At 34.9% G+C, this 25,124-nt stretch carries 13 protein-coding genes; 7 read left to right on the forward strand and 6 right to left on the reverse strand.

Going from position 1 to position 25,124, the window contains the following annotated elements; all coding sequences use genetic code 11:
- Positions 1 to 92 precede the first annotated feature (92 nt).
- From rpoB to HNS38_RS00295, 3 genes are read left to right on the forward strand one after another with little or no spacing between them, the layout of a single operon-like run.
- On the forward strand, positions 93 to 3,902 hold the full coding sequence (gene rpoB, locus HNS38_RS00285) for a DNA-directed RNA polymerase subunit beta (RefSeq protein ID WP_172345807.1): 3,810 nt from the start codon (positions 93 to 95) through the stop codon (positions 3,900 to 3,902).
- A gap of 38 nt (positions 3,903 to 3,940) precedes the next feature.
- A complete protein-coding gene (gene rpoC / locus HNS38_RS00290) occupies positions 3,941 to 8,251 on the forward strand; it encodes a DNA-directed RNA polymerase subunit beta' (RefSeq protein ID WP_172345808.1) in 4,311 nt (1,436 codons plus the stop codon).
- An 11-nt stretch (positions 8,252 to 8,262) separates the two neighbouring features.
- The gene (locus HNS38_RS00295) at positions 8,263 to 8,583 is read left to right on the forward strand and encodes a DUF3467 domain-containing protein (RefSeq protein WP_172278099.1); all 321 of its coding nucleotides are present in this window, start codon (positions 8,263 to 8,265) and stop codon (positions 8,581 to 8,583) included.
- Positions 8,584 to 8,629: 46 nt separating this feature from the next.
- On the opposite strand, the gene HNS38_RS00300 is transcribed toward HNS38_RS00295, so the two are convergent.
- From HNS38_RS00300 to HNS38_RS00315, 4 genes are all read right to left on the reverse strand, one after another.
- The gene (locus HNS38_RS00300; protein WP_172278097.1) at positions 8,630 to 9,241 is read right to left on the reverse strand and encodes a hypothetical protein; all 612 of its coding nucleotides are present in this window, start codon (positions 9,239 to 9,241) and stop codon (positions 8,630 to 8,632) included.
- 11 nt (positions 9,242 to 9,252) lie between these two features.
- Positions 9,253 to 10,335 (reverse strand): butyrate kinase, encoded by a 1,083-nt coding sequence (gene buk / locus HNS38_RS00305; RefSeq protein ID WP_172345809.1) that lies wholly within the window; start codon positions 10,333 to 10,335, stop codon positions 9,253 to 9,255.
- Between the two features lie 86 nt (positions 10,336 to 10,421).
- Positions 10,422 to 13,793, reverse strand: coding sequence for a methylmalonyl-CoA mutase family protein (locus HNS38_RS00310; protein WP_172345810.1), 3,372 nt, complete (start codon positions 13,791 to 13,793; stop codon positions 10,422 to 10,424).
- Positions 13,794 to 14,400: 607 nt separating this feature from the next.
- The gene (locus HNS38_RS00315) at positions 14,401 to 15,537 is read right to left on the reverse strand and encodes a serine hydrolase (protein ID WP_172345811.1); all 1,137 of its coding nucleotides are present in this window, start codon (positions 15,535 to 15,537) and stop codon (positions 14,401 to 14,403) included.
- A 147-nt stretch (positions 15,538 to 15,684) separates the two neighbouring features.
- Between HNS38_RS00315 and purE the strand changes: the two genes are divergently transcribed.
- Positions 15,685 to 16,188: a 5-(carboxyamino)imidazole ribonucleotide mutase gene (gene purE / locus HNS38_RS00320; RefSeq protein ID WP_172278088.1), complete on the forward strand. Its 504-nt coding sequence runs from the start codon at positions 15,685 to 15,687 to the stop codon at positions 16,186 to 16,188.
- A gap of 60 nt (positions 16,189 to 16,248) precedes the next feature.
- Here the strand turns inward: purE and HNS38_RS00325 are convergent, their stop codons facing one another.
- Both HNS38_RS00325 and HNS38_RS00330 read right to left on the reverse strand, forming a co-directional pair.
- A complete protein-coding gene (locus HNS38_RS00325) occupies positions 16,249 to 16,893 on the reverse strand; it encodes a hypothetical protein (protein WP_172345812.1) in 645 nt (214 codons plus the stop codon).
- A gap of 59 nt (positions 16,894 to 16,952) precedes the next feature.
- Positions 16,953 to 19,415 (reverse strand): glycoside hydrolase family 2 protein, encoded by a 2,463-nt coding sequence (locus tag HNS38_RS00330; RefSeq protein WP_172345813.1) that lies wholly within the window; start codon positions 19,413 to 19,415, stop codon positions 16,953 to 16,955.
- A gap of 173 nt (positions 19,416 to 19,588) precedes the next feature.
- Between HNS38_RS00330 and HNS38_RS00335 the strand changes: the two genes are divergently transcribed.
- From HNS38_RS00335 to HNS38_RS00345, 3 genes are all read left to right on the forward strand, one after another.
- Positions 19,589 to 20,440: a hypothetical protein gene (locus HNS38_RS00335; RefSeq protein WP_172278082.1), complete on the forward strand. Its 852-nt coding sequence runs from the start codon at positions 19,589 to 19,591 to the stop codon at positions 20,438 to 20,440.
- A 26-nt stretch (positions 20,441 to 20,466) separates the two neighbouring features.
- Positions 20,467 to 22,425: a glycoside hydrolase family 97 protein gene (locus tag HNS38_RS00340; RefSeq protein ID WP_172345814.1), complete on the forward strand. Its 1,959-nt coding sequence runs from the start codon at positions 20,467 to 20,469 to the stop codon at positions 22,423 to 22,425.
- A 107-nt stretch (positions 22,426 to 22,532) separates the two neighbouring features.
- Positions 22,533 to 25,049 (forward strand): hypothetical protein, encoded by a 2,517-nt coding sequence (locus HNS38_RS00345; RefSeq protein WP_172345815.1) that lies wholly within the window; start codon positions 22,533 to 22,535, stop codon positions 25,047 to 25,049.
- The last annotated feature ends 75 nt before the right edge of the window (positions 25,050 to 25,124 follow it).

A 25,124-nucleotide genomic window follows, 5' to 3' on the forward strand; every position in this document is an offset into this window, starting at 1 on the left:
TAGGCAAAGCAGAGTAATTCTGCTTGTCTATTTTTCGTCGTATATTCAAGAGTCTTTTTCGTCAATATCATAATCATTAAAAATTTTAAGCGTTGGCAACTTATCAAACAGACCGAATAAAATTTGCATCATCAAAAATTCAGCTGGATTACCCTGACTTTCTTGATATTCAACTTAAATCTTTTCAGGAGTATTTCCAACTGGAAACAAATCCTGAAAATAGAATTAATGAAGGATTGTTCAAAGTATTTAGCGAGAATTTTCCTATAACAGATGCAAGAAATAACTTTGTATTAGAATTTATCGACTATTTTGTTGATCCTCCAAGATACTCTATGGATGAGTGTGTATATCGAGGCTTAACTTATAGCGTACCTCTAAAAGCAAAGTTGAAATTATATTGTACAGATCCTGAACATGAGGATTTTGAAACTATCATACAAGATGTTTATTTAGGGATGATTCCTTATATGACTCCCAAAGGTACTTTTATTGTTAATGGCGCTGAACGAGTAATTGTATCACAGTTGCATCGTTCTCCTGGTGTTTTCTTTGGACAAAGTCGTCATGCCAACGGAACCCAATTATATTCTGCTCGAATCATTCCTTTTAAGGGATCTTGGATGGAATTCTCTACTGATATCAATGGTGTTCTTTATGCCTATATCGATAGAAAGAAAAAATTACCTGTAACGACATTGCTTAGAGCAATTGGTTATGAAAGTGATAAAGATATTTTAGAAATATTTGATTTAGCTCAAGAAATAAAAGTTTCTAAAACTGGACTGAAAAGAGTTGTCGGAAATAGACTTGCCGCTCATGTTGTTCGTAAATGGATAGAAGATTTCGTTGATGAAGATACTGGAGAAGTTGTTTCTATTGAAAGAACGGACGTTATTATTGAGCGTGAAACCATCATTGAAAAAGAGCATATTGAAGCGATTTTAGATTCTGGAATTAAAACTATTTTTATTCATAAGGATTCTGAAGCTAGTAAGGATTATGCTATTATTTTTAATACTTTACAAAAAGATTCTGCCAACAGTGAGAAAGAAGCTGTTGAATATATATATCGTCAGTTAAGGAATGCTGAGCCACCAGATGAGGAAACTGCTCGTGGCATTATTGATAAATTATTCTTCTCTGACAGTCGTTATGATTTAGGTGAAGTGGGTCGTTATAGAATTAACACCAAACTTCAATTAACTACTAGTTTAGATACTAGAGTATTAACAAAAGAAGATATCATTCATATCATCAAATATCTAATTAAGTTAGTGAATTCTAAAACTGATGTAGATGATATTGATCACTTAAGTAATCGTAGAGTTAGAACTGTAGGAGAACAATTATACCAGCAATTTGGTGTAGGTTTAGCACGTATGGCACGTACTATTCGTGAAAGAATGAATGTGCGTGATAACGAGGTGTTTACTCCAACAGAATTGATTAACGCCAAAACATTATCATCTGTTATTAACTCTTTCTTTGGAACCAATCAGTTATCTCAGTTTATGGATCAAACGAATCCGCTTTCTGAGTTAACACACAAGAGAAGAATTTCTGCTCTAGGTCCAGGTGGACTGTCTAGAGAAAGAGCTGGTTTTGAGGTGCGTGATGTCCACTATACTCACTATGGTCGTTTATGTACTATTGAAACTCCTGAGGGTCCAAACATTGGTTTGATATCTTCACTATGTGTTTATGCGAAAATTGATAAACTAGGTTTTATAGAAACACCTTATTATAAAGTAGAAAAAGGTGTTGTTAAGAAATTTGAAGATCCTATATATCTAAGTGCAGAGCAAGAAGAGAATAAGATTATTGCTCAAGCTACTACTTTAATGAGTGATGATGGAGTTATCGAAAGAGATAAAGTTAAAGCTCGTTCACTTGCGGATTATCCTATTATTCCGAAAGAAGAAGTAGACCTTATCGATACTGCTCCTAACCAAATAGCATCTATAGCTGCTTCTTTGATTCCATTCTTGGAGCATGATGATGCTAACCGTGCTTTAATGGGTTCAAACATGATGCGTCAAGCAGTGCCTTTATTGAATTCTGAGGCTCCAATTGTTGGAACAGGAATTGAAGGTAATGTAGCTCGTGATTCTCGTGTGCTTATAAATGCAGAAGGCGAGGGTGTTGTAGAATATGTGGATGCTAAAGAAATTGTTATTCGTTATTCTCGTGACGAAAGAGCTCGTTTGGTAAGTTTTGATGATGATATCAAAAAATATAGCCTGCCAAAGTTTATGCGTACCAATCAGAATACTAGTGTTAACCTTCGACCTATCGTTAAACGTGGTGACAAAGTCGTGAAAGGTCAAGTATTATGTGAAGGCTATGCTACTCAAAATGGTGAATTAGCTCTTGGTAGAAACTTGAAAGTGGCTTTCATGCCTTGGAAAGGTTATAACTTTGAGGATGCTATTGTTATCTCTGAAAAAGTTGTTAAAGAAGACATTTTTACTTCTGTTCACGTTGAAGAATTTACTCTAGAAGTAAGAGATACAAAACGTGGAGTGGAAGAGTTAACTAATGATATTCCTAATATTAGTGCTGAAGCGACTAAGGATTTGGATGAAAATGGTATCATTAGAATTGGTGCTGATATTACTGCGGGTGATATTTTGATTGGAAAGATTACACCAAAAGGTGAAAGTGATCCAACACCAGAAGAGAAATTATTACGTGCTATCTTTGGTGATAAAGCTGGTGATGTAAAGGATGCTTCATTAAAAGCACCTCCATCGATGATTGGTGTTGTTATTAATAAAATGTTGTTCTCAAGAAAGATAAGAGATCGTAGATCAAAATCTAAAGAAAAAGATCTAATTGATACATTAGAGGAAACTTTCCAAAAGGAAGTAGCTGAATTAAAGAATAAACTAGTCGACAAGTTGATCGTTTTAGTTAGTGGTAAGACAAGTCAAGGTGTTTATGATAATTATAATGAGCCTATCATTCCTAAGAAATCTAAATTCTCTCAGAAATTATTAATGAGTATCGATTATCTAAATGTAAATCCTATTGGATGGACTACAGATTCCGAGAAGAATGACATGATTAAAGAAGTCATTAATAATTTCACCTTGAAATATAAGCAAGCTTTAGCTGAAGTGAACAGAAATAAAATGATGACTACTATTGGTGATGAATTACCAAGTGGTATTGTTCAAATGGCAAAAGTTTATGTGGCTAAGAAAAGAAAATTAAAAGTTGGTGATAAAATGGCGGGCCGTCACGGTAACAAAGGTATTGTTGCTAAGATTGTTCGTGAAGAAGATATGCCATTCTTAAAAGATGGTTCTCCTGTAGATATCGTATTGAATCCACTAGGAGTACCTTCAAGAATGAACTTGGGACAGATTTACGAAACTGTTCTTGGGTGGGCTGGTAAAGAGCTTGGCTTACGATTCTCAACCCCAATTTTTGATGGTGCTTCTCTTGATCAAATAAATGATTATATGCGTCAAGCTAATCTTCCTATGAATGGTGCGGTGCATCTTTATGATGGTGGAACAGGGGAACGCTTCGATCAAATGGCAACTGTTGGATATATCTATATGTTGAAACTTCACCACATGGTGGATGACAAGATGCACGCTCGTTCTATTGGACCTTACTCATTAATTACGCAGCAACCTCTTGGAGGTAAAGCCCAGTTTGGTGGTCAGCGTTTTGGTGAGATGGAAGTTTGGGCTGTTGAAGCATTTGGTGCTGCCAACGTTCTTCAAGAAATTCTTACCATTAAGTCTGATGATGTTATTGGCCGTGCTAAAGCTTATGAAGCTATAGTTAAGGGTGATAATATGCCAAAGCCTGGTATTCCTGAATCGTTTAATGTTTTAGTACATGAACTTAAAGGTTTAGGATTGAGTGTTAATTTTGATAAGTAAGGAGTTATAATAACTCAGATTTATAATACATTGTAAATATGGCTTTTAGAAAAGAAAATTATCTTACACAGGGAAGTTTTAATTCCATAACCATTAGTCTAGCTTCTCCAGAACAAATTCTGGAGCAGTCTAGTGGAGAGGTTTTGAAACCTGAAACTATCAATTACAGAACATATAAACCAGAACGTGATGGTTTGTTTTGTGAGCGTATTTTTGGGCCTGTAAAAGATTATGAGTGTCATTGTGGGAAATATAAAAGAATTAGATACAAAGGAATCGTTTGTGATCGTTGTGGCGTTGAAGTAACTGAAAAGAAAGTTCGACGTGAAAGAATGGGTCATATTCAGTTAGTTGTTCCTGTTTCACATATCTGGTTTTTCCGTTCCTTGCCAAATAAAATTGGAGCCCTTTTAGGTCTTCAATCAAAAAAATTAGATACTATTATATATTATGAGCGCTATGTGGTGATTAACCCTGGTATAGCTCGTAATGTAGATGGTACTGATTTAAATAAAATGGATTTCTTAACGGAAGAAGAATATTTCGATATTCTAGAAACTATTCCTGTAGAAAACCAATCTCTAGATGATAGTAATCCTGACAAGTTCGTTGCAAAGATGGGAGCTGATGCCATTTATGACATCCTTTCAAATCTTGATCTCGATAAGGTATCATTTGAATTAAGACATAAAGCAAATACTGAAACTTCACAGCAACGTAAACAAGATGCATTAAAACGTCTACAAGTTTTTGAAGCTTTTCGTGAAGCACAATCAAGAATTGAAAATCGTCCTGAGTGGATGATTGTTAAGGTAGTTCCGGTAATTCCACCAGAATTGCGACCTTTGGTACCTCTTGATGGTGGTCGTTTTGCTACTTCTGATTTGAATGATTTATATCGTCGTGTAATCATTAGAAATAATCGATTAAAAAGATTAATAGAAATCAAAGCTCCAGATGTAATTATGCGTAATGAAAAACGTATGTTACAAGAAGCTGTTGATTCTTTATATGATAATTCTAGAAAAGCGAATTCAGTTAAAACAGACAGTAATCGTGCATTAAAATCTCTAAGTGATAGTTTGAAAGGTAAGCAAGGACGTTTCCGTCAGAACTTACTTGGTAAACGTGTGGATTATTCTGGACGTTCTGTTATTGTTGTTGGTCCTGAATTGAAATTGAATGAGTGTGGTTTGCCTAAGGGTATGGCCTCTGAGCTCTTCAAACCTTTTATTATTCGTAAATTACTGGAGAGAGGTATTGTAAAGACTGTAAAATCAGCTAAGAAAATTGTAGATAGAAAAGATCCTGTTGTTTGGGATATCCTTGAAAACATTTTGAAGGGACATCCAGTTATGCTAAACCGTGCTCCTACACTGCACAGATTAGGTATTCAGGCTTTCCAACCTAAACTGATTGAAGGAAAAGCGATACAGCTTCACCCATTAGTTTGTACTGCTTTTAACGCGGATTTTGATGGTGACCAGATGGCTGTTCATGTTCCCCTAGGAAATGCTGCTATTTTGGAAGCCCAAACTCTAATGTTAGCTTCTCATAATATTTTAAACCCTGCTAATGGTGCCCCAATTACGGTACCATCTCAGGATATGGTTTTGGGTCTGTATTATATGACCAAGCCAAGAAAATCTACTGAGGAATTAGTTGTTAAAGGAGAAGGATATACCTTCTATTCTCCTGAAGAAGTAATTATTGCTTATAATGAGAAAAGTGTAGATCTACATGCCATAATCAAGGTTAAGGTTTATGACATGGTAGATGGTGAAGAAGTAAATCACCTTATTGAAACAACAGTGGGAAGAGTTCTTTTCAACCAAGTTGTTCCAAGAGGTTTTGCTTATATCAACCAATTGTTAACTAAGAAATCTTTAAGAGATATTATTGGTGATATGATTAAAGTATTTGGTACTGCTAAAACAACCAAATTCCTTGATGATATTAAATCGATTGGTTATAATATGGCTTTCAAAGGCGGATTGTCTTTTAACCTTGGTGATGTAATCATTCCTGAGATTAAAGAGCAGTTAGTTATTGATGCCAATCAAGAAGTAAATGAAGTAATGAATAACTATAATATGGGTTTCATTACTAATACAGAAAGATATAATCAGATTATTGATATTTGGACCCATGCCAACTCTCATTTAACTCATACATTAATGACTGAGTTAATTAAGGATAAGCAAGGATTTAATTCAGTTTATATGATGCTTGACTCTGGAGCGAGGGGTTCTAAAGAACAAATTCGTCAGTTAAGTGGTATGAGGGGATTGATGGCTAAGCCACAAAAGTCTGGTGCTTCTGGAGGAGAGATTATTGAGAATCCTATTCTTTCTAACTTTAAAGAAGGTTTATCAGTATTAGAGTACTTTATTTCTACTCACGGTGCTCGTAAAGGTTTGGCCGATACTGCGCTTAAAACTGCTGATGCTGGTTATCTTACACGTCGTTTAGTCGATGTTGCACAAGATGTTATTATTTCTGAACCTGATTGTGGGACATTAAGAGGTCTTTCAGTTACAGCTTTAAAGAAAGGTGAAGAAACTGTAGAAACCATTTATGAAAGAATTCTTGGTAGAACAACTGTCTATGAAGTTTACCATCCTGTAACAAAAGAGTTAATCGTTGCTGGTGGAGATCATATAACTGAGGAGATAGCTAAAGAAATCGAAACTGCTGGAATCGAATCAGTAGAGATTCGTTCGGTATTAACTTGTGAATCTAAAAAAGGTGTTTGTGCTAAATGTTATGGACGTAACCTTGCAAGTGGAAGAATGGTTCAAAAAGGAGAGGCTGTTGGTGTTATTGCAGCTCAGTCTATTGGTGAACCAGGAACCCAGTTGACATTGAGAACTTTCCACGTTGGGGGTACTGCTTCTAATATTGCTACTGCTTCAAAGATCATGTCTAAGTTCGATGGAGAATTAGTTATCGATGAACTAAGAACTATTGAATATGTAGATTCTGAAGGAGAAAAGTATAATGTGGTTATTGGACGTTCTGCAGAAATGAAAATTGTAGATAAGAAAACCAATGTTGCACTAGCTTCTTCCAATATTCCTTATGGTTCGAAACTTTATAAAAAGCCTGGAGATACTTTAAAGAAAGAAGATGTCATCTGTGAGTGGGATCCTTATAATGCGGTTATCATATCTGAAGTTAAAGGTAAGGTCGCATTTGAGAATATTATTCAAGGTATCACATTTAGAGTAGAATCTGATGAGCAAACTGGATTCCAAGATAAAGTAGTTATTGAGACTAAGAAAAAAGGTATCAACCCTAATATCAGAATATTAAATTCTGCTGGGGAAGTTGTTAAAATATATGATATTCCAGTTGGTTCTCATATTATTGTAAACGAGAAGGACAGTATCAAAGCAGGAGAAATTTTAGTGAAGATTCCTCGTGCAGTTGGTAAGTCTGGTGATATTACTGGTGGTCTGCCAAGAGTAACTGAGTTATTCGAAGCACGTAACCCATCTGATCCTGCTAAGGTTGCTGAAATTGACGGTGTTGTTAGCTTTGGTAAGAAATTGAAGCGTGGTAATAGAGAGGTAATTATTACAAGTAAAACTAATGAGCAAAAGAAATATTTGATTGCAACATCAAAACAAATTTTGGCTCAAGAAAATGACTTCGTAAAATCAGGTACTCCATTATCAGAAGGTGCTATGACTCCTGCCGATATTTTAGCAATTAAAGGACCTATGAAGGTTCAAGAATATATTGTGAATGAGATTCAGGAAGTATATCGACTTCAGGGGGTAAAGATCAATGATAAGCATTTTGAGGTGATTGTTCGCCAGATGATGCGTAAAGTTGAGATTATGGACCAAGGAGATACTAAGTTTTTAGAAGGAGAATTGGCGAATCGTATTGACTTCTTGGAAGAAAATGATTTCATTTTCGGACAGAAAGTAGTTGAAGATCCAGGTGATAGTACTGAAGTAGTTGCAGGACAGATTATAACTGCCAGAAAGCTGAGAGAAGATAATTCGATGTTGCGTCGTAAAGATTTAGCATTAATTACTTCTAGAGATGCTAAGCCAGCTACAGGGCGTCAGGTATTGCAAGGGATTACTCGTGCTTCTCTTCAAACTAAGAGTTTCATTTCTGCCGCTTCTTTCCAGGAAACAACCAAAGTATTGACCAATGCTGCTATTAATGCTAAGCGTGATCACTTACTAGGATTGAAAGAAAACGTTATCGTTGGACATCTAATTCCTGCAGGTACTGGATTAAGAGAATATGAAAACTTAATTGTTGGTTCTAGTGAAGAGTACCAAGCTTTATTAATGAGTCGCGAAGAAAGTTTAGGTCATAACGATTAAAAAATAGAATTATGTCAGATAATAATTTAAAGCAAAATAAACTCAATATTGAGTTAAGCGATGAAGTAGCAGAAGGCCAATATTCAAATATGGCAGTTATCACTCACTCTCATGCTGAATTTATTATTGACTTTGTAAAGATGATGCCAGGTGTTCCTAAGGGAAAGGTTAAGTCTAGGATTATTTTAACACCAGAACATGCCAAACGTTTGTATAAAGCATTGGCAGATAATTTAAGAAAGTTCGAAGCTATGCACGGACCTATTAAAGAATCGAAAGGTGGGGATCCGGGGATGCAATTCTCTATGGGAGGGCCTACAGCAGAAGCTTAAAAAGAAAAAGCCGTTTCAATTTTTGAAACGGCTTTTTTTATTTTGACTAGTCCTCGAAGAATTGACCTCCTTTTTCTTTAAAGGCTAGCCAATCTATATGATCTAGAATTAATTCCTCTGTATAATCTTTGATATGAATTAGTTTTATTTTTTCCTTCACTTCATGAGATTCTTTTCTTTTGATGTTCTTAATGATTGGTATTTTATTCCAAAAATTATGGATTTGATCATTTAACCTTATTCTTTTTGATCTGACTTCCTTGTATTCTAATAAGAGATGACCTCTTTCTTTAGCAATACTGATAAAAAAGGATCTCGTATTCTTATAATGCTGAGATTTTAGAGGCGCCATGATACCAGCAAATTCTTTATTGATAATTCGTCTACTACTGTGAAATTTATAGAGTAAATTATCAAGTTTACTCGTTTTAGGTTTCCCAAATATCTGGCCAAAGGGCATCCTACTGTTTTTGGGTAAGCTATTAACTCTATCGATGATAGATTCAATATGACCAATAATCTTCAAATAGTCATCCTCTAGCTCAATTCGATTCTGTTTAACGTTATCTTTCTTGACTACGATTTTATCTTTCCTTTGAAGCTTTTTATCTTCTTTCTTACTGATTACTTGTTCAGCCTCCTCTAACCAATGAGCCATAATGCGATTTCTTATTTATATTCGTTAATGTCAATTTCTCCTTTTAAGGCTAAATAGGAATTCATAGCAAGTGCGTCTAAGTCGTTTACGCTAGGAAATAATGCTATAGGAGCAACTGACTTTATTTTTTCACTTAAATATTCTGTGAAAAGAGGATAGTTGAAAATGCTGCCACTTAATAAGATAGCGTCTACATTGAAATCGAGAGCTGCAGCCATACTGCCAATGTGCTTGGCTACATTATATGCCATGGCTTCCATATAGAATTTAGCTTTTTCGTCACCATTGGCAATTCTTTCAAATATTTCATGAATATTACTTGTGCCTAGATGAGCATGAATGCCGCCCTCTTTTGTAATCATTTTCATGATTTCTTCTTTAGTGTATTTTCCGCTAAAGCAAGTGTCTACTAGTTTACCAGTTGGTAAAGTACCTGTTCTATGAAGAGAAAATGGGCCAGCGCCATCAAATGCTTGATTCACATCAACAACTTTCCCACCTTTGTGCGCTCCAATTGAAGTTCCACCACCACCTATATGTGCAATAATCATTCGCATGTCATAATAACATTTATTATTGCTCTTGGCAAATTTTCTTGCTATGTATTTATGATTCAAAGCATGGAAAATAGATTTTCGTTCAAATTCTGGATGGCCGGTTACTCTGGCAATATCATCAAGTTCATCGACGACTACTGGATCTGCTAAAAATGCACGAGCATTTGGTAGTTCTTTAGAAATATTATCTGCAATAATTCCACCCATATTGGTTTCGTGCATTCCTTGATAACCAGTTAATAAATGTTCCTTCATTAAATCGTTTATCTCATATACTCCAGCAACTTTTAAAGGTTTTATTAATCCTCCTCTGGCCACAACAACTTCTATGGCCTCATAGTTGACATCATTTGACTTTAGTTCAGAAAGTATAGCTTGCGTTCTAAAATCAACCTGATCCATTACTTGGTTAAACTTATCAAGATCCTCCGCTTTATGCTTTATTGTTTTTAGGAAGATTACATTTATATTTCGGTAAACGGCAATTTTTGTTTGGTGTACTTGTGGGTAAATCACCAATATTTCTTTTGATATCATGTGTGTCGTTTTTTAAGGTGTTCAATAAGCGAAGATAAAAATATTTTCAGTGAAAAATATCTATATTTTTATCTATGAAATTATAACTACATATTTCTTCTGTATTGTCCACCAATATTGAATAATGCTCCGGTAATTTGACCTAAAGAACAATGTTTGGTGGTTTCCATTAATTGATTGAAAATATTTCCTCCTTTTGAAGCTACTTCTTTTAATTCTGCTATTTCTTTTTCGGATTCTTCTTGATAAGTGTGATGTAACTGACCTAGCATTTCAATTTGATATTCCTTTTCTTCAGGTCTAGCTCTAATCACATTTTGAGGAATAATGGTAGGAGATCCATTCGAGCTCAAAAATGTATTAACACCCATGATTGGAAGTCCTCCAGAGTGTTTAAGCCCTTCATAATATAAGGATTCCTCTTGTATTTTTGAACGTTGATACATGGTTTCCATGGCTCCTAATACACCTCCTCTTTCTGTAATTCTGTCAAACTCTGAAAGTACTGCTTCTTCAACCAAAGCAGTTAATTCTTCAATAATAAATGCACCTTGAAGAGGATTCTGGTTTTTTGCCATTCCCAATTCATGATTGATGATCAGTTGAATCGCCATTGCTCGTCTAACAGACTCCTCAGTAGGTGTAGTGATGGCTTCATCATATGCATTGGTATGGAGTGAGTTACAGTTGTCGTATATGGCATAAAGTGCTTGTAGGGTAGTTCTTATGTCATTAAAATCGATCTCCTGGGCATGAAGTGAACGACCTGAAGTCTGAATATGATATTTTAGTTTTTGTGAACGACTATTGGCACCGTATTTATTCTTCATAGCTTTTGCCCAAATAATTCTAGCTACTCTTCCTATTACTGCATATTCTGGTTCTAATCCATTGCTGAAAAAGAAAGATAGGTTAGGTGCAAATTTATTGATGTCCATTCCTCGGCTTAGGTAATATTCAACATAAGTGAAGCCATTAGAAAGTGTAAAAGCCAGTTGAGAAATTGGATTAGCACCAGCTTCTGCAATATGATATCCTGATATTGATACCGAATAGAAATTATTGATATTATTATCGATAAAGTATTCTTGGACATCTCCCATCAGTTTTAAGCTAAAATCAGTAGAATAAATACAGGTATTTTGGGCTTGATCTTCTTTGAGGATGTCAGCTTGAACCGTTCCTCTTACTCTGCAAATTGTGTCCTCCTTGATTCTTTGATAAACCTTATTAGGTAAAACCATATCTCCGGTTACACCCAGAAGCATTAACCCTAAGCCATTATTTGTTTCTGGAAGTTCTCCTTGATAGGATGGACGTTGAGTTCCTTTTTTGGCAAATAATTCTTCTATCTTTTTATGGACAGAATCCTCTAAGCCATTCTCTTTGATATAGATTTCGCATTGTTGATCTATAGCTGCATTCATAAAATAACCTACTAAAATAGGAGCTGGACCATTAATAGTCATGGAAACAGAAGTTTTCGGATCTGATAAATTGAAACCAGAATATAATTTCTTAGCATCATCTAAGCAAGCAATACTTACTCCAGCATTACCTATTTTCCCATAAATATCAGGTCTACGATCTGGATCTTCCCCATAAAGCGTTACAGAATCGAATGCAGTGGAAAGCCTTTTTGCCGGCAATCCTTTAGATACATAATGGAATCGTTTATTGGTTCTTTCAGGGCCTCCTTCTCCTGCAAACATTCTCGTAGGATCTTCACCTTCTCTTTTAAATGGGAATACTCCAGCGGCATAAGGAAACTCTCCAGGTAGGTTTTCAAGTAATGACCATTTTAAAATATCTCCTTTACTCTTGTATTTGGGGAGGGCCAGTTTATTAATCTTGAGTCCAGAAAGTGTTGTGGTGTTTGTGGTGACTTTAATTTCTTTATCTCTAACTTTATAGGAAAATTCATCACCAGAAAATTGAGCTACTTTGGTGTCCCAGTTTTTTAGTATTTCTTTGTTTCTTGGATCTAAATCTAGATTCTGTTGATGTATTTCTTTATCTAGTTCTTGGATGAGTTGAATTGATACATGGCTAGATTCCAGATGAGATTTGGCCATTTCGAGCCCATGAAGTTGATGCGCCAATTCAGCTTGTTTTTCCACCCATTGGTTATAATTTCTGATGGTTTCTGAAATTTCACTAAGATATCTTGTCCTATTTGGTGGAATGATAAATGTCTTTTTCTGATTTTTCTCTCTTAATTGCTGGCTTGGGAATTTACCTGCGCTAATCTCATTTACCTTTTTAATCAATTCAATATATAATTCTACAACTCCCGTGTCGTGAAATTGAGAAGCTACTGTTCCAAAGACAGGTAAATCATCCAGTTCCGCATCAAAAAGACCATGATTTCTCATGTATTGCTTTTTCACATCACGTAAAGCATCTAGCGCTCCTCTTTTATCGAATTTATTAATGGCGATAAAGTCAGCAAAATCTAGCATGTCAATCTTTTCTAGTTGTGTGGCTGCTCCGTATTCAGGAGTCATTACATAGAGACTTGTATCACTAAACTCTGTAATTTCAGTATCCGATTGTCCAATACCGCTAGTCTCTAAAATGAGGAGATCAAAATTAGCAGCTTTGAGTATGTTTAAAGCATCAGCTACATAGCGCGACAGGGCTAAATTGGCTTGACGAGTGGCGAGAGAACGCATGTAGACTCTCGAGTTATTGATACTGTTCATTCTGATTCTATCTCCTAAAAGAGCTCCTCCAGATTTTCTTTTTGAAGGATCTACCGAGATAATTGCAATGGTTTTGTCCGTAAAATCTGCTAAATATCTTCTAACTAACTCGTCAACTAATGAGGACTTCCCACTACCACCTGTACCCGTAATTCCTATCACAGGGATTTCTTTTGAAATCATGGCCTCTATTTTATTTCTAGCCTCCTCCGTTTCATCAGGATAATTCTCCATGGCAGAAATCAACTGGCCAATATGCTTTGCATCTTTTTGTATGATGAGCTCTTTTTGAAATGTAATATTTTTACCGGTTGGAAAATCAGATTGCTCCAATAAATCATTAATCATTCCTTGTAAGCCTAATTCACGACCATCATCTGGTGAGTATATTCTAGTGATGCCATATTTGTGTAATTCTTCAATTTCTGTGGGTAATATGACTCCTCCACCTCCTCCAAAAATCTTGATATGTTCGCATTCTTTTTCTTTTAAAAGATCGTACATATAGGTAAAGAACTCATTGTGACCGCCCTGATAACTGGTGATGGCAATGGCTTGTGCATCTTCTTGTATGGCACAATCTACTATTTCTTGTACGGAACGATTATGGCCTAAATGAATAACTTCCGCACCACTGGATTGTATGATTCGTCGCATCACATTAATAGCAGCATCGTGGCCATCAAATAAAGATGCAGCAGTTATTATTCTTACATTATTCTTAGGCTTATAAATAGGAGTTTTGCTTTTCATTTCGAATATTTAGCTTTTAATTTCTAGAAATTATCATACGAAAATATATTATGCAAACATAATAAATTTTGAAATGAAAGCCAATTATAAACCTTTCTAACTACTTGATTTGAATATGAAAAACACAGGTCTTATGTTAAAAAATCTCTAAAATTCTTTGGGTTAATAATTTGTGCTTCAGCTTTTGGATATGCTTTTGTGAATAGTTAAAATAGTATCAAGTAAATAATATAAATAATTAGAATAGAATTAATTAACAATACTGCTCAAAACAAGCCATTTCTGCCTTTACTATATCAAAATATCAGTTCATTTCGAGGGACTGTAAGGAAGGAGAAATCTGTTTGTTATAAAGAGTGAGATTTCTCAGTCGAAGCACACTTCTCCTTCGAAATGACCATCAGAAAAACGGAGAGAAAGGGCGCACAAATACCAATGTCAATGTAATTGGGTTTGTGCGCCCTTGGTTACACACAATTACTTCGTTCATTTCGAAGCGTAGCGAGAAATCTTTATTAGTTATTAGGACGCTATTTAATTAATATAAATAATAGGAATAGAATCTTGTAATTAATAAATAATTTATAAGACACATTATAATAGTATGTTATGGCTTAAGTATTTTTTCTGCTATATCTAAATAATGATAAACATCAGAAGGGTGATGATTGATATATTCTGTGCTTCTTTTATGGCCTAATCTAACAATAACAGCATTTTTATCTTTTATTGGAATAATATATTGTCCTAAAATACCACGCATATAAGGTAATTGCTGACCATTATAATTGATGATCCAGTACTGGTAGCCATAATAACTCAAAGGTTTGTTGTCTTCCCCTAATAGCCATTTTGCAGGACTTGTAGCTTCTTTTATATATTTTTCAGAAACGATTTGTTTTGAATTCCAGCTACCATCATTTAGTATTAATTGACCAAAACGAGCAAAATCTCTAGCGTTAGTGTTAAAACAGCAATAAGCTTTCTCCATTCCATCCTTACTGTCTAAATTCCAGAGGGCGTCATGTTCTGAACCTATTTTAGTCCATATTTTCTCTGATGCATAATCGCTGATAGATTTACCTGTAGCTGCTTGTACAACCATGGCTAATACCTCGGTATTACCGCTTAGATAATTGAATTTCTTTCCCGGTTCTTCTACCACAACTAAAGATGTAATTAACCTGGGGAGGTCGCTGCCATAATAGGCTTCTGTTGTTAATGAAAATGGGCTAGAATAGGATTCATCCCAATTGAGGCCAGAGCTCATGGTGAGTACATCTCGTATACTCAAAACACTATTTTTAGGAGTATTGTATTCAGGAATAAAATCCATTACTTTTTGGTCGAGGCTTTTAATATGCCCCTCATCTAAAGCAATTCCAATCAGCAGAGAAACTACAGATTTAGCAGCAGAGAAGGAGTTGGACAGGCTTGTTTCACTATAACCATCCCAGTATTCTTCATAGAGGATTTTACCATTTTGTATCACCAAATAAGCAATAGGTTCTAAAGCTTCCATCTGCGCTCTATCTTCATTACTTATATTATAGGAATTATAATCTTTGTGTATTCCCCATGGTTCTGCTACGTCTGCTTTTATGGTTCTGTTATTGAAAATCTTATAATCATCAATACTTGGAGTCAAATGGATTAATGCTTTTTGCACATATTGAGGTAAGAAAAAATAGGTGACAGCTATTAATACAAAGAAGATGAAAGTGATGCGAGTAAATTTTTTCATGCTTTAGTTTTTGGTATTAGCAATATTACGAATTATTTTTTGATAAAATATTAACTAAAGTTTAGGAGTGTTTCTTTAAGTAGTTTCTGAGGATCATATGAATATTCAATTATTTTTGCACTTCGAAACAAATAAAACAATAGATATATGAAACCATTAGTAAGTATTATTATGGGCAGTACTTCTGACCTTCCAGTGATGGAAAAAGCTGCAAAATATTTTGAGGAAATGGAAATTCCTTTTGAAATAAATGCATTATCAGCACATCGTACACCCGCAGAGGTAGAAGTGTTTGCAAAAAATGCAAAAGAAAATGGAATTAAGGTGATTATCGCAGGTGCAGGAATGGCTGCCCATTTACCTGGTGTGATAGCAAGTATGACTCCAATACCTGTTATTGGTGTTCCTATTAAAGCCAGTCTTGACGGAATGGATGCATTGTTGGCTATTGTTCAAATGCCTCCCGGTATTCCAGTGGCTACAGTAGGAATTAATGGCGCATTAAACGCTGCTATTTTGGCCTCCCAAATGATGGCTACTGGCGATGAGGAATTGATGAAGAAGAACATAGCTTATAAAGAAAACCTCAAGCAAAAGATAGTAAAAGCTAATGAAGAACTGAGTAAACTTGATTATAAATTTAAAGTTTAGTTTTTGAGCTCCAAATTAAAACCCATCAGAATTATTTTTTGATGGGTTTTGTTATTATATTTAGTGTGATTTAGGATTATAATATCCTTTTCTAATTAATTCATCATTTTTGTTATAAAGTCTAATAACTGTAGGAGATATTCCATTTTTAAAATCACAAACTATGTATTTCCCATTTTTATGATAAAAATGCCAAACCCCAATTCTTTTGCCATCAGAGTTTCTATAACCAATATATTTAAGTTTTCTAGGTTGGAATTTAATATGTAATGTTTTGTTTGGAATATCACAATGTTTTATTTTCGATGCATATTTCTCCACTTGGGGAAAAACATCCTTAAAGGTATCGTATTCATATAGACTATATCGATATATTGTACCATCATGATTGTAATAGGTGCTTAGTCCTATGTACTCAATGGTATCAACTCGAGTAGAATATCCATTCATTTGAATTTTCCCATTTTTATAATAGTCATTTACTTCAAATAGTTTTTGACCTTTATAATTGTATTCCGATATAGATAATAACCTATAGTATTTGTGTTTACCTTTTGGTATTTCATTCCATTCTTTATCAAAATAGATAGTCTTTTTAGAAAGACTTTGAATTATGGTAGAATCAATATTAGTTGAAGCATAATCTTCTTGTGAAAATAAAGAAAATGAAATCAAAAGTAAAAGGATAATTGTTGCTTTTTTCATTTGGTAAACTTATGGGTCAAATATACCAAATAATCCAGATGTATAAGTATGTTATTAGACTATTTAAAACCGTTCAAGGAAATAATGGCAATGTCTCTAGCCATAATAGTTTTGTTCTCTTCGTTTGGAACAAAATCAATAATCATTTTCATGCCAGGTAATAAATGAAAAAAGTTAGGTTCGAAATTTCCAAATTCGCTGGTGCTCAATGCAACAGAATAATGGAAAGTAGAAGGAGAGGAGCTCACTTCGAATCGGTTTTCGCTAATTTCTTTTAGGTCTAATTCTGCTTTGGGTAATTTGATGTTTTTTGGATTTCCAAAGAAATCGATATGTTCAGCCAATACTTTGTCATCACTTATTAGTTTGCTGTATATAAATGATTTGTGCCGTTCAATTTGGCGAATGTGAAACATAGCTAAATCAAAATCAAGGACTTGATTAGCTGGAATATTAAGCTCTTCAGAAAATCTTTTTAAAGTATCTCCTTTAAGGGACATCACTAGGATTTCCAGTTTAGCTTGAACATCTTGTAAACTATCTGAAACAATAGTACTGATGAGTCTATTATCTACGATTTTTGATTGAACTAAGAAAGTAGCAAAGTCTTGCTGAGCCACATAATGTGTTGCCTTTTTTTGTTTGTAATAATCTATGGACGACCAACTCAGGCCAGGCCAACAATCGTTGAGTTGCCAATATAAAGTTCCCATACATAATGGTTTTGCAAAGCGCTGGGCTCTAAAAGCTAAATCCATTCCATAGGCTTGTAATAATTGGCTGACATATATCATCTCTTTAAAATTAGAGGGCTCTGGATAATATTGCGGCAGATAATCGAGGATGGTTTGATTACCAATGGAGCTTTTTTGATGGGCTTTCATGTCCTCCGAAAATAAATCCAATTGAGAGGAGTCGGTAAAACTGAAGATGGTGTTTAAGTGAGGTAGGGATTGAAATCCAAATTCAGAAGAAAAGCGAGGTACTTTTTCCTCATACATTTCAAAAGGTTGTTTGCCCCACCAAATACCCCAATAATGGGAGTCGCCGTGAGTCATGCTTTCTTCTCTTCCCCAACCAAAAACTGGGGAGGATTCTAGATAATCGGTATTGGAGTCGTATTGTTCAACGAGTTTGGGGAGTAGGTCGTCAAATACTTTGAGATAATCATGCCAAGTATCTATAGAATCTTGAGCCGAATAGTTAAAAGCAGTTTGATATCCCCAATTATGCCATAACTCGTTCATCTCGTTATTACCACACCAAAGTGCTAAACAGGCATGATTTTTTAATCTGAGAATTTGTTGCTGAGCTTCCTCCTCCACATTTTTAAGGAAATTTTCATCGCCTGGATAGAGGGAACAAGAAAACATAAAATCTTGCCAAACCAGAATTCCATTTTCGTCGCAAAGCTCATAAAACTCGTCCATCTCATAATATCCGCCTCCCCATACTCTCAACATATTCATATTGGCTTCTTTGCTGAGTTGAATGGTTTTTTTATAATCCTTCTCCGAAACTCTACTTGGAAAAGCATCTTGTGGAATATAATTGGCGCCTTTCATATAAATGGATTCTCCATTGACTACAAACTGAAAGCTCTCACCAATACTGTCTTTTTTTCTTTCCAGCTCTATAGTTCTGAGTCCAATCTTCAATTCTTCATTCCAAATAGATCCTCCATCAATTACTTTAAAATTGAAATCATATAAATAGGCTTCTCCATAACCATTGGGCCACCATAGTTTTGGGTTTTCTATAGTGATTTCTTTATTGAATTGGTTTAATCCTTTTTTCAATTCAATTTCTTCACTTAATATGAGTTCTTGATTTTTAAAGACTTGTATTTCAACTTCTTTCTTTTCAATTGAATGAATAGGCAATTCGATTTCTAGCTTAGCAATATTTTTTTGCAATTCCTTTTGAGTAATACTTGGTTTTTCAACAGAAATATCGTCCCAGAATTCTAAATAAACCGGTTTCCATATGCTGGCACCAACAAGGCGAGGGCCCCAGTCCCAACCAAACTGGTAAGGGGCTTTACGTGTGAAAACACTGGTTCTTTTTTCATTTCTGTCGTTGCCTGCAGGTAAACGAATCTCGTGAGCATCATAAAGAGGTTCTGCTATTTTTATAGTAGAATTAAAATGAACTACTAAGTCATTTCTTTCTTGAAGATGCTCAGTCACGTTTTTGGAATACTCTAGGAACATATTATCCGAAGAAAAAATCAATTCCCCATTGAGGTATACATCAGCATAGGTATCTAATCCTTCGAAAATGAGATTTGTCTTCTGCTTTTTTAATTCTTCGCTACTCAATTCAAAAGTCGTAGAATAGGTCCAGTCTTTATTTTCAATCCACTTGAGCTTTTCCTCATTATTGGATAAAAATGGGTCTGGAATCTTTTTGTTTTCTAGCAAATCGAGGTGAATACTTCCTGGTACTCTGGCTATGAATGATTCTTCTATCCCTGGTTCAGAAAAGGTCCAGTTATCAAGTAGTGCCTTCTCAATCCTCATGTTTTGAGGTTGTGGAGCGCAAGAGCTAAGTATGATTATAAAAATAAATAGACTAAAATATCTCATTATGATAGAATTTTAGCAAATGTATATATTTCTGTTGTCTATTGCTTTTGTGCTGAAGAAAAATGAGTATATTCACTAAGAATTTACTCAAAATCAAATCGGCAAGTATGAAGTTAAAGTTCAAACTCTCAGAATTTACCTTAAAAGAGAATACTGACTTTTGGATCATGGTATTTAATTCCTTGGTTTATTATATGTTGGCCATTTTCACTGTGATACTATCCTCTAATTTATTCGCTCTATTATTAGGGTCTTATAATCAGTTTTATGGTAAACTTTTTTATTATGGCTTTTTGATATTCCCTAGTGATGGCCATTGGAGTCATGATGATGTTGCTTTAATTTTCATGTTCGGAACCATGTATACTTTATTCTTTGCCATAATATTTGAAAGGCTTTACAAATGGCGTAGAAAATACAGAGGAAACATCAAACTCTACTTTCTTTGGTGTTACATTCTGGCAATAACATGGTTTTTGGGGAATGTTATTGTGGGTGCTTTTTCAAATTTTAGTGTTGGTGCGGTAATGGATGTATTGAAGATACCTATGGCTATACGTATTATGATGGCTATAGCATTTGGTTTTCTGCTTTTCTTTTTAGGTAGAATCTCTAGAAAACATGTTTTAATCACAGGAAATATGTACTTCAAGCATTTACATTCAGATAGGAATGTGTTTCTCGTTAAAGCACAATTATTGTTTCCTGCTGCATTAGGAATTATAGCCTATTTCCTATTTCGGACTCCACATCAGGCCGATTTTCAGTTCAGAGATACTTTGGTGCACATGACTGTTTTTATTTTTATTCTTGGTGTACTTTGGGGTGTTCAACAACCTACTTCCATAGGATTCAAAAAGAAACGTGATTGGGTTGATTTTGATTATTGGGCCTTAGGAAGCTTAATAATTGCAGCCGTTTTTATTCGTATCTATTTAAATAGTGGTTACAGCATCTAATTATATTTCATTTTAAACACAAACCAATGAAAAAGCATAATTGGCTAATTTTTATTTTATTGATGGCCACCTTATTATCGAATAGTCAAAGTATTATTCAAGAGTCTCCAGACAAATCCTATTCCATAGAAATATTTATTGAAAATCAGGTGAAAATAAGTGTGTATCATGTGGATAGTGAGCTCATACATGATATGATCATTGCTTGTTCGGTGGATGAATACGATATTGATTATTCTAAATATAAGATTAGAAAAGAAGAGCAAATTACATTAATCGTTGAGGATCCAGTTCCTGTTAAATTTGCTGAACAAGAAGTCATCTATTCACAATTGCTTATCGAATTCTCCAATAAAGTGCAATTGGAGCTTTTATTAGGTGATGAAGGTTTTGCCTATAGATGGTTATTCAATTTTAAGAATGATATTTTTATTAATGATGAAATTCTGGAATTTCAATTGAATGATAAGGATTTGGTGTATTTCCCAAAGGAAACTACCATGACTTCTCATTACGAGCGATTGTATGTTAAGAAAGAGCTTAGTGAGATTGACTCAAAAGAATTCTGTTCATTGCCAGTATTATTTCAAAAGCAATCTGGCAATAATGTGTTTTTCTCTGAGGCTGATCTTTATGATTATCCATGTCTGTTTCTAGAAAAGCAAAATGAATCCAATTCCTTTAAAGCGATTTTTCCGAAAGTGGTTTTAGAAATTGAAGCCAATGAAAATGGAGCGGATAGAAACCAAACCATAACTAAGGAGGCTAATTATATTTCTGCTACAAAAGGAAAACGAAGTTTGCCGTGGCGTGTGTTTGGCTTAGCCAAAGATGATAAACAATTGGCTATGAATAATATGGTTTATCAGCTGTCTTCACCACTGAAATTGGAAGATACTAAATGGATAAAACCAGGAAAAGTAGCTTGGGATTGGTGGAATGCCAATAATATTATTGGAGTTGATTTTGAATCAGGAATAAATAACGAAACTTATAAATACTATATCGATTTTGCTTCAGAGTATGGATTGGAATATATTATTTTGGATGAAGGCTGGTCCAAAACGACTACCAACATTTTAGAATGTCAAAAAGATATAAATGTTGAGGAGCTTGTTAAATATGGTCAAGAGAAAAATGTAGGAATCATCCTCTGGACTTTATGGGGGCCTTTAGATGAAAAGATGGACGAGGCCATGAGTTTGTATGAGTCCTGGGGAGTAAAAGGAGTGAAGGTAGATTTTATGCAACGTGCCGATCAATATATGGTCAATTATTATGAAAGAGTGGCACAGACTGCGGCCAAACATCATTTATTGGTCGATTATCATGGCGCTTTTAAACCAGCAGGTTTGAGGAGAGCTTATCCAAATGTGCTTAATTATGAGGGGTTAAAAGGATTAGAAAATGTAAAATGGAGTAAGATAATGACTCCAGAACATAATCTAACTCTTCCATTTATCAGAATGGCAGCAGGTCCAATGGATTATACGCCAGGGGCTATGGATAATGCACATGAGGAGTATTTTAATATTCGATGGAATCGTCCAATGAGTATGGGAACTCGATGTCATCAAGTGGCCATGTATGTGATTTATGAATCTCCTTTGCAAATGCTTTGTGATAATCCTTCTAATTATTATCGTGAAAAAGAAAGTACTCAGTTTATATCTCAGATTCCAACTACTTGGGACGAAACCATAGTTTTAGAAGCAAAAGTAGGCTCCTATATATTAATGGCTCGTAGAAATGGCAATAACTGGTATCTTGGTGGAATGACCGTAGAAGAACAAGAATTTGAAATTGAACTCGATTTTTTAGAAAATGCTTCTTACCAAGTAGAAATCATGCAAGACGGAATTAATTCTGATAAGAATGCTCAAGATTATAAGCATATATCTACTTCAATAGAATCCTCAGAGAAAATACAAGTGAAGATGCATAAAGGAGGAGGATATATCGCCATTTTAAAGAAAGAAAAATAGGGTGTAAATCATTAGAATGATAATTATTCTTTAATTCTTTTAATGCTCCTAAATTCCTATTATTTTTGTAGGAAATGTAATGACACAATACACAAACACACATACTTATGACTAATATTAAAAGATTTGCAACAATACTTGCTTTTATTGTAATGGTTTTTGGTGTTTCTTTTCTGTTTTTAGATAAAAAGGAATTAGACCAGCCTAAGCTATTACCTGGAGAGTGGATGGGACAGCAAAGAATGTATCCTTATTCAGAAATCAAAACCGATGTTTATTTGGCTGAGATGAAGAAAGCTCATCAGATGAATCAGCAAAGTAGAAGTTTGGATTACGAATGGGAATTTGTTGGGCCGACAAATATTGGAGGTAGAATTACCGATATTGAAATGCCTTTGGGACAATCTGATATTATTTATATCGGAGCAGCAACCGGAGGGATTTTTAAAACAGAGAATGCTGGTGAAACTTGGGATCAACTTTTTGAGGGAATTCCGACCATTTCTATTGGTGATTTAGCCATAGACCCTAATAATTCTGATATTATTTATGCAGGAACTGGAGAGGCTAATTCTAGCAGTTTTAGCTTCCTAGGTAGTGGAGTATATAAATCGGAAGATGCTGGGGAGACTTGGGATTTCTCAGGTTTAGAAAACTCAGCTTATATAGCCAGAATGTTAGTCGACCCTTATAATTCTCAAAGGGTTTTTGCCGCAGCTAGTGGGAATCTGTTTTCTCCAAGCGAAGATAGAGGAATCTACAGAAGTGAAGATGGTGGTGCCAACTGGGAACAAGTTCTTTTTGTTAGCGATACTACTGCGGCTATCGATTTGGTGCAAAATCCAGAAAATCCTGAGATTCTTTATGCAGCTTTTTGGGAAAGAACTAGGGGCTTTACCACTCGTCGTTCTTTTGGAGTGACTACAGGTATTTATAGAACTACAGATGGTGGTGATACTTGGGATGAACTAAGTGAAGGACTTCCTCACGAATTATTAGATAAAGGTAGAGTTGGTATCACTATTTCAGAGTCTAATCCTGAGGTTTTATATGCCACCTACGATATGCCCGACCAAGAAGTTTGGGCTTTTAAAACGGAGGATGGTGGAGACAATTGGAGCCGCCTAAACGATAGTAGCCTAGAAGGAATGGGAAGTAGCTTTGGCTGGTATTTCGGTCAGGTACGAGTTCATCCAGAAGACGAGCAAGTGGTTTTTGCATTAGGTCAAACCATGTATAGAACTACAAACTCAGGAAACTCCTGGACCAATGTGGATAATTCCGGAGTTCATGTTGATCATCATGCCATGTTTTTTGATCAAGAGTCAGATAGAGTGTATTTAGGTAACGATGGTGGTTTGTACTATTCCACAAATTTAGGTTCTAGTTGGGTTAAAATCAATAATTTACCTATTACACAATTCTATGCTTATGATGTGAGTGAAACCAATCAAAATTTTCAAGTAGGAGGGACTCAAGATAATAACTCCATTAGAACGATTAATGGAGATGAGCCTGATACCTGGGAAGCTATTTTGGGTGGAGATGGAATGTATAACAGAATCAATCAACAAAATAATGATATAGCATGGGCAGAATATCAATATGGAGAGCTGTACAGAAGTTATAACGCCCAAGACAATAATCCATATTACGAATATGTAGCCTATGATATGTCAAACGATAGGAAGAACTGGTCGGCTCCTTTAGAGTTAACTCCAGGGCAAAATGAAACAGCTTATTTTGGCACACATAGAGTTTGGAAAACATCTAATAATGGTGATAGTTGGACCGCTGTGAGTCCTGATTTAACCCAAGGAGGTGATAATTATTTTCACTCCTTGACTTGTTTGGCAGTATCCTCTGTGAATCCTTCCTTAGTTATGGCAGGTTCAGCAGATGGACGAGTAAATATCTCTACAAATGGAGGATTGTTCTGGAACGATATTTCAGAAGGATTGCCGGAAAGATGGATTACAGATGTGTATTTCGATCACCAAGTTGTGAATACCATTTATGCCACCGTTTCTGGATTTAGATGGGACGAAGCTTTACCTCATATTTATAAATCTACTGATTTAGGTCAAACTTGGGAAAGTATTTCCGGGAATTTACCAGAGCTTCCAGTTAATCAGATGGTTATGGACCCAGATGATTCCAATGAAATTATTGTAGGTACTGATGCAGGTATTTATATGACCGTAGATGGTGGTGAGAATTGGGAAAGCATTACTGGAAATTTGCCTATGGTTCCAGTGGTTGCTTTTAAATTAATACCTGAAACTAAAGATTTATATGCTGCCACTTATGGTATTTCTACCTATAAAATTAATTTGAATGATGTGAATGTGGGTGTTTCTTCTTTAGGGAATTCAAATGATGAGTTTTCTATTTCTTGGATACATTCAAATGGAGATTTTATTCAAGTTGAAAATAATAAATCTTCCAAATTTGAGATGAAGATCTATAATATGTCTGGACAAGTGGTATATCATAATCAAATTGGACTTTTAAGTATTGGAAACCATCAGCTTGAAGTTCCTTCAAACTTAAAACAGAATACTATATATGTTATTGAGTTTTTAAATGATTCTAACAAAGAGTCTATTAAGATAAAGCTATAAACCCATATTAGCTTAAGACTTGTTCTTCAAGGAATTCCTTGTTTAAAAAATGTGATGATATGTTTTTTGAACAAG

It is taken from the genome of Lentimicrobium sp. L6 (assembly GCF_013166655.1).
GTDB lineage: Bacteria > Bacteroidota > Bacteroidia > Bacteroidales > UBA12170 > UBA12170.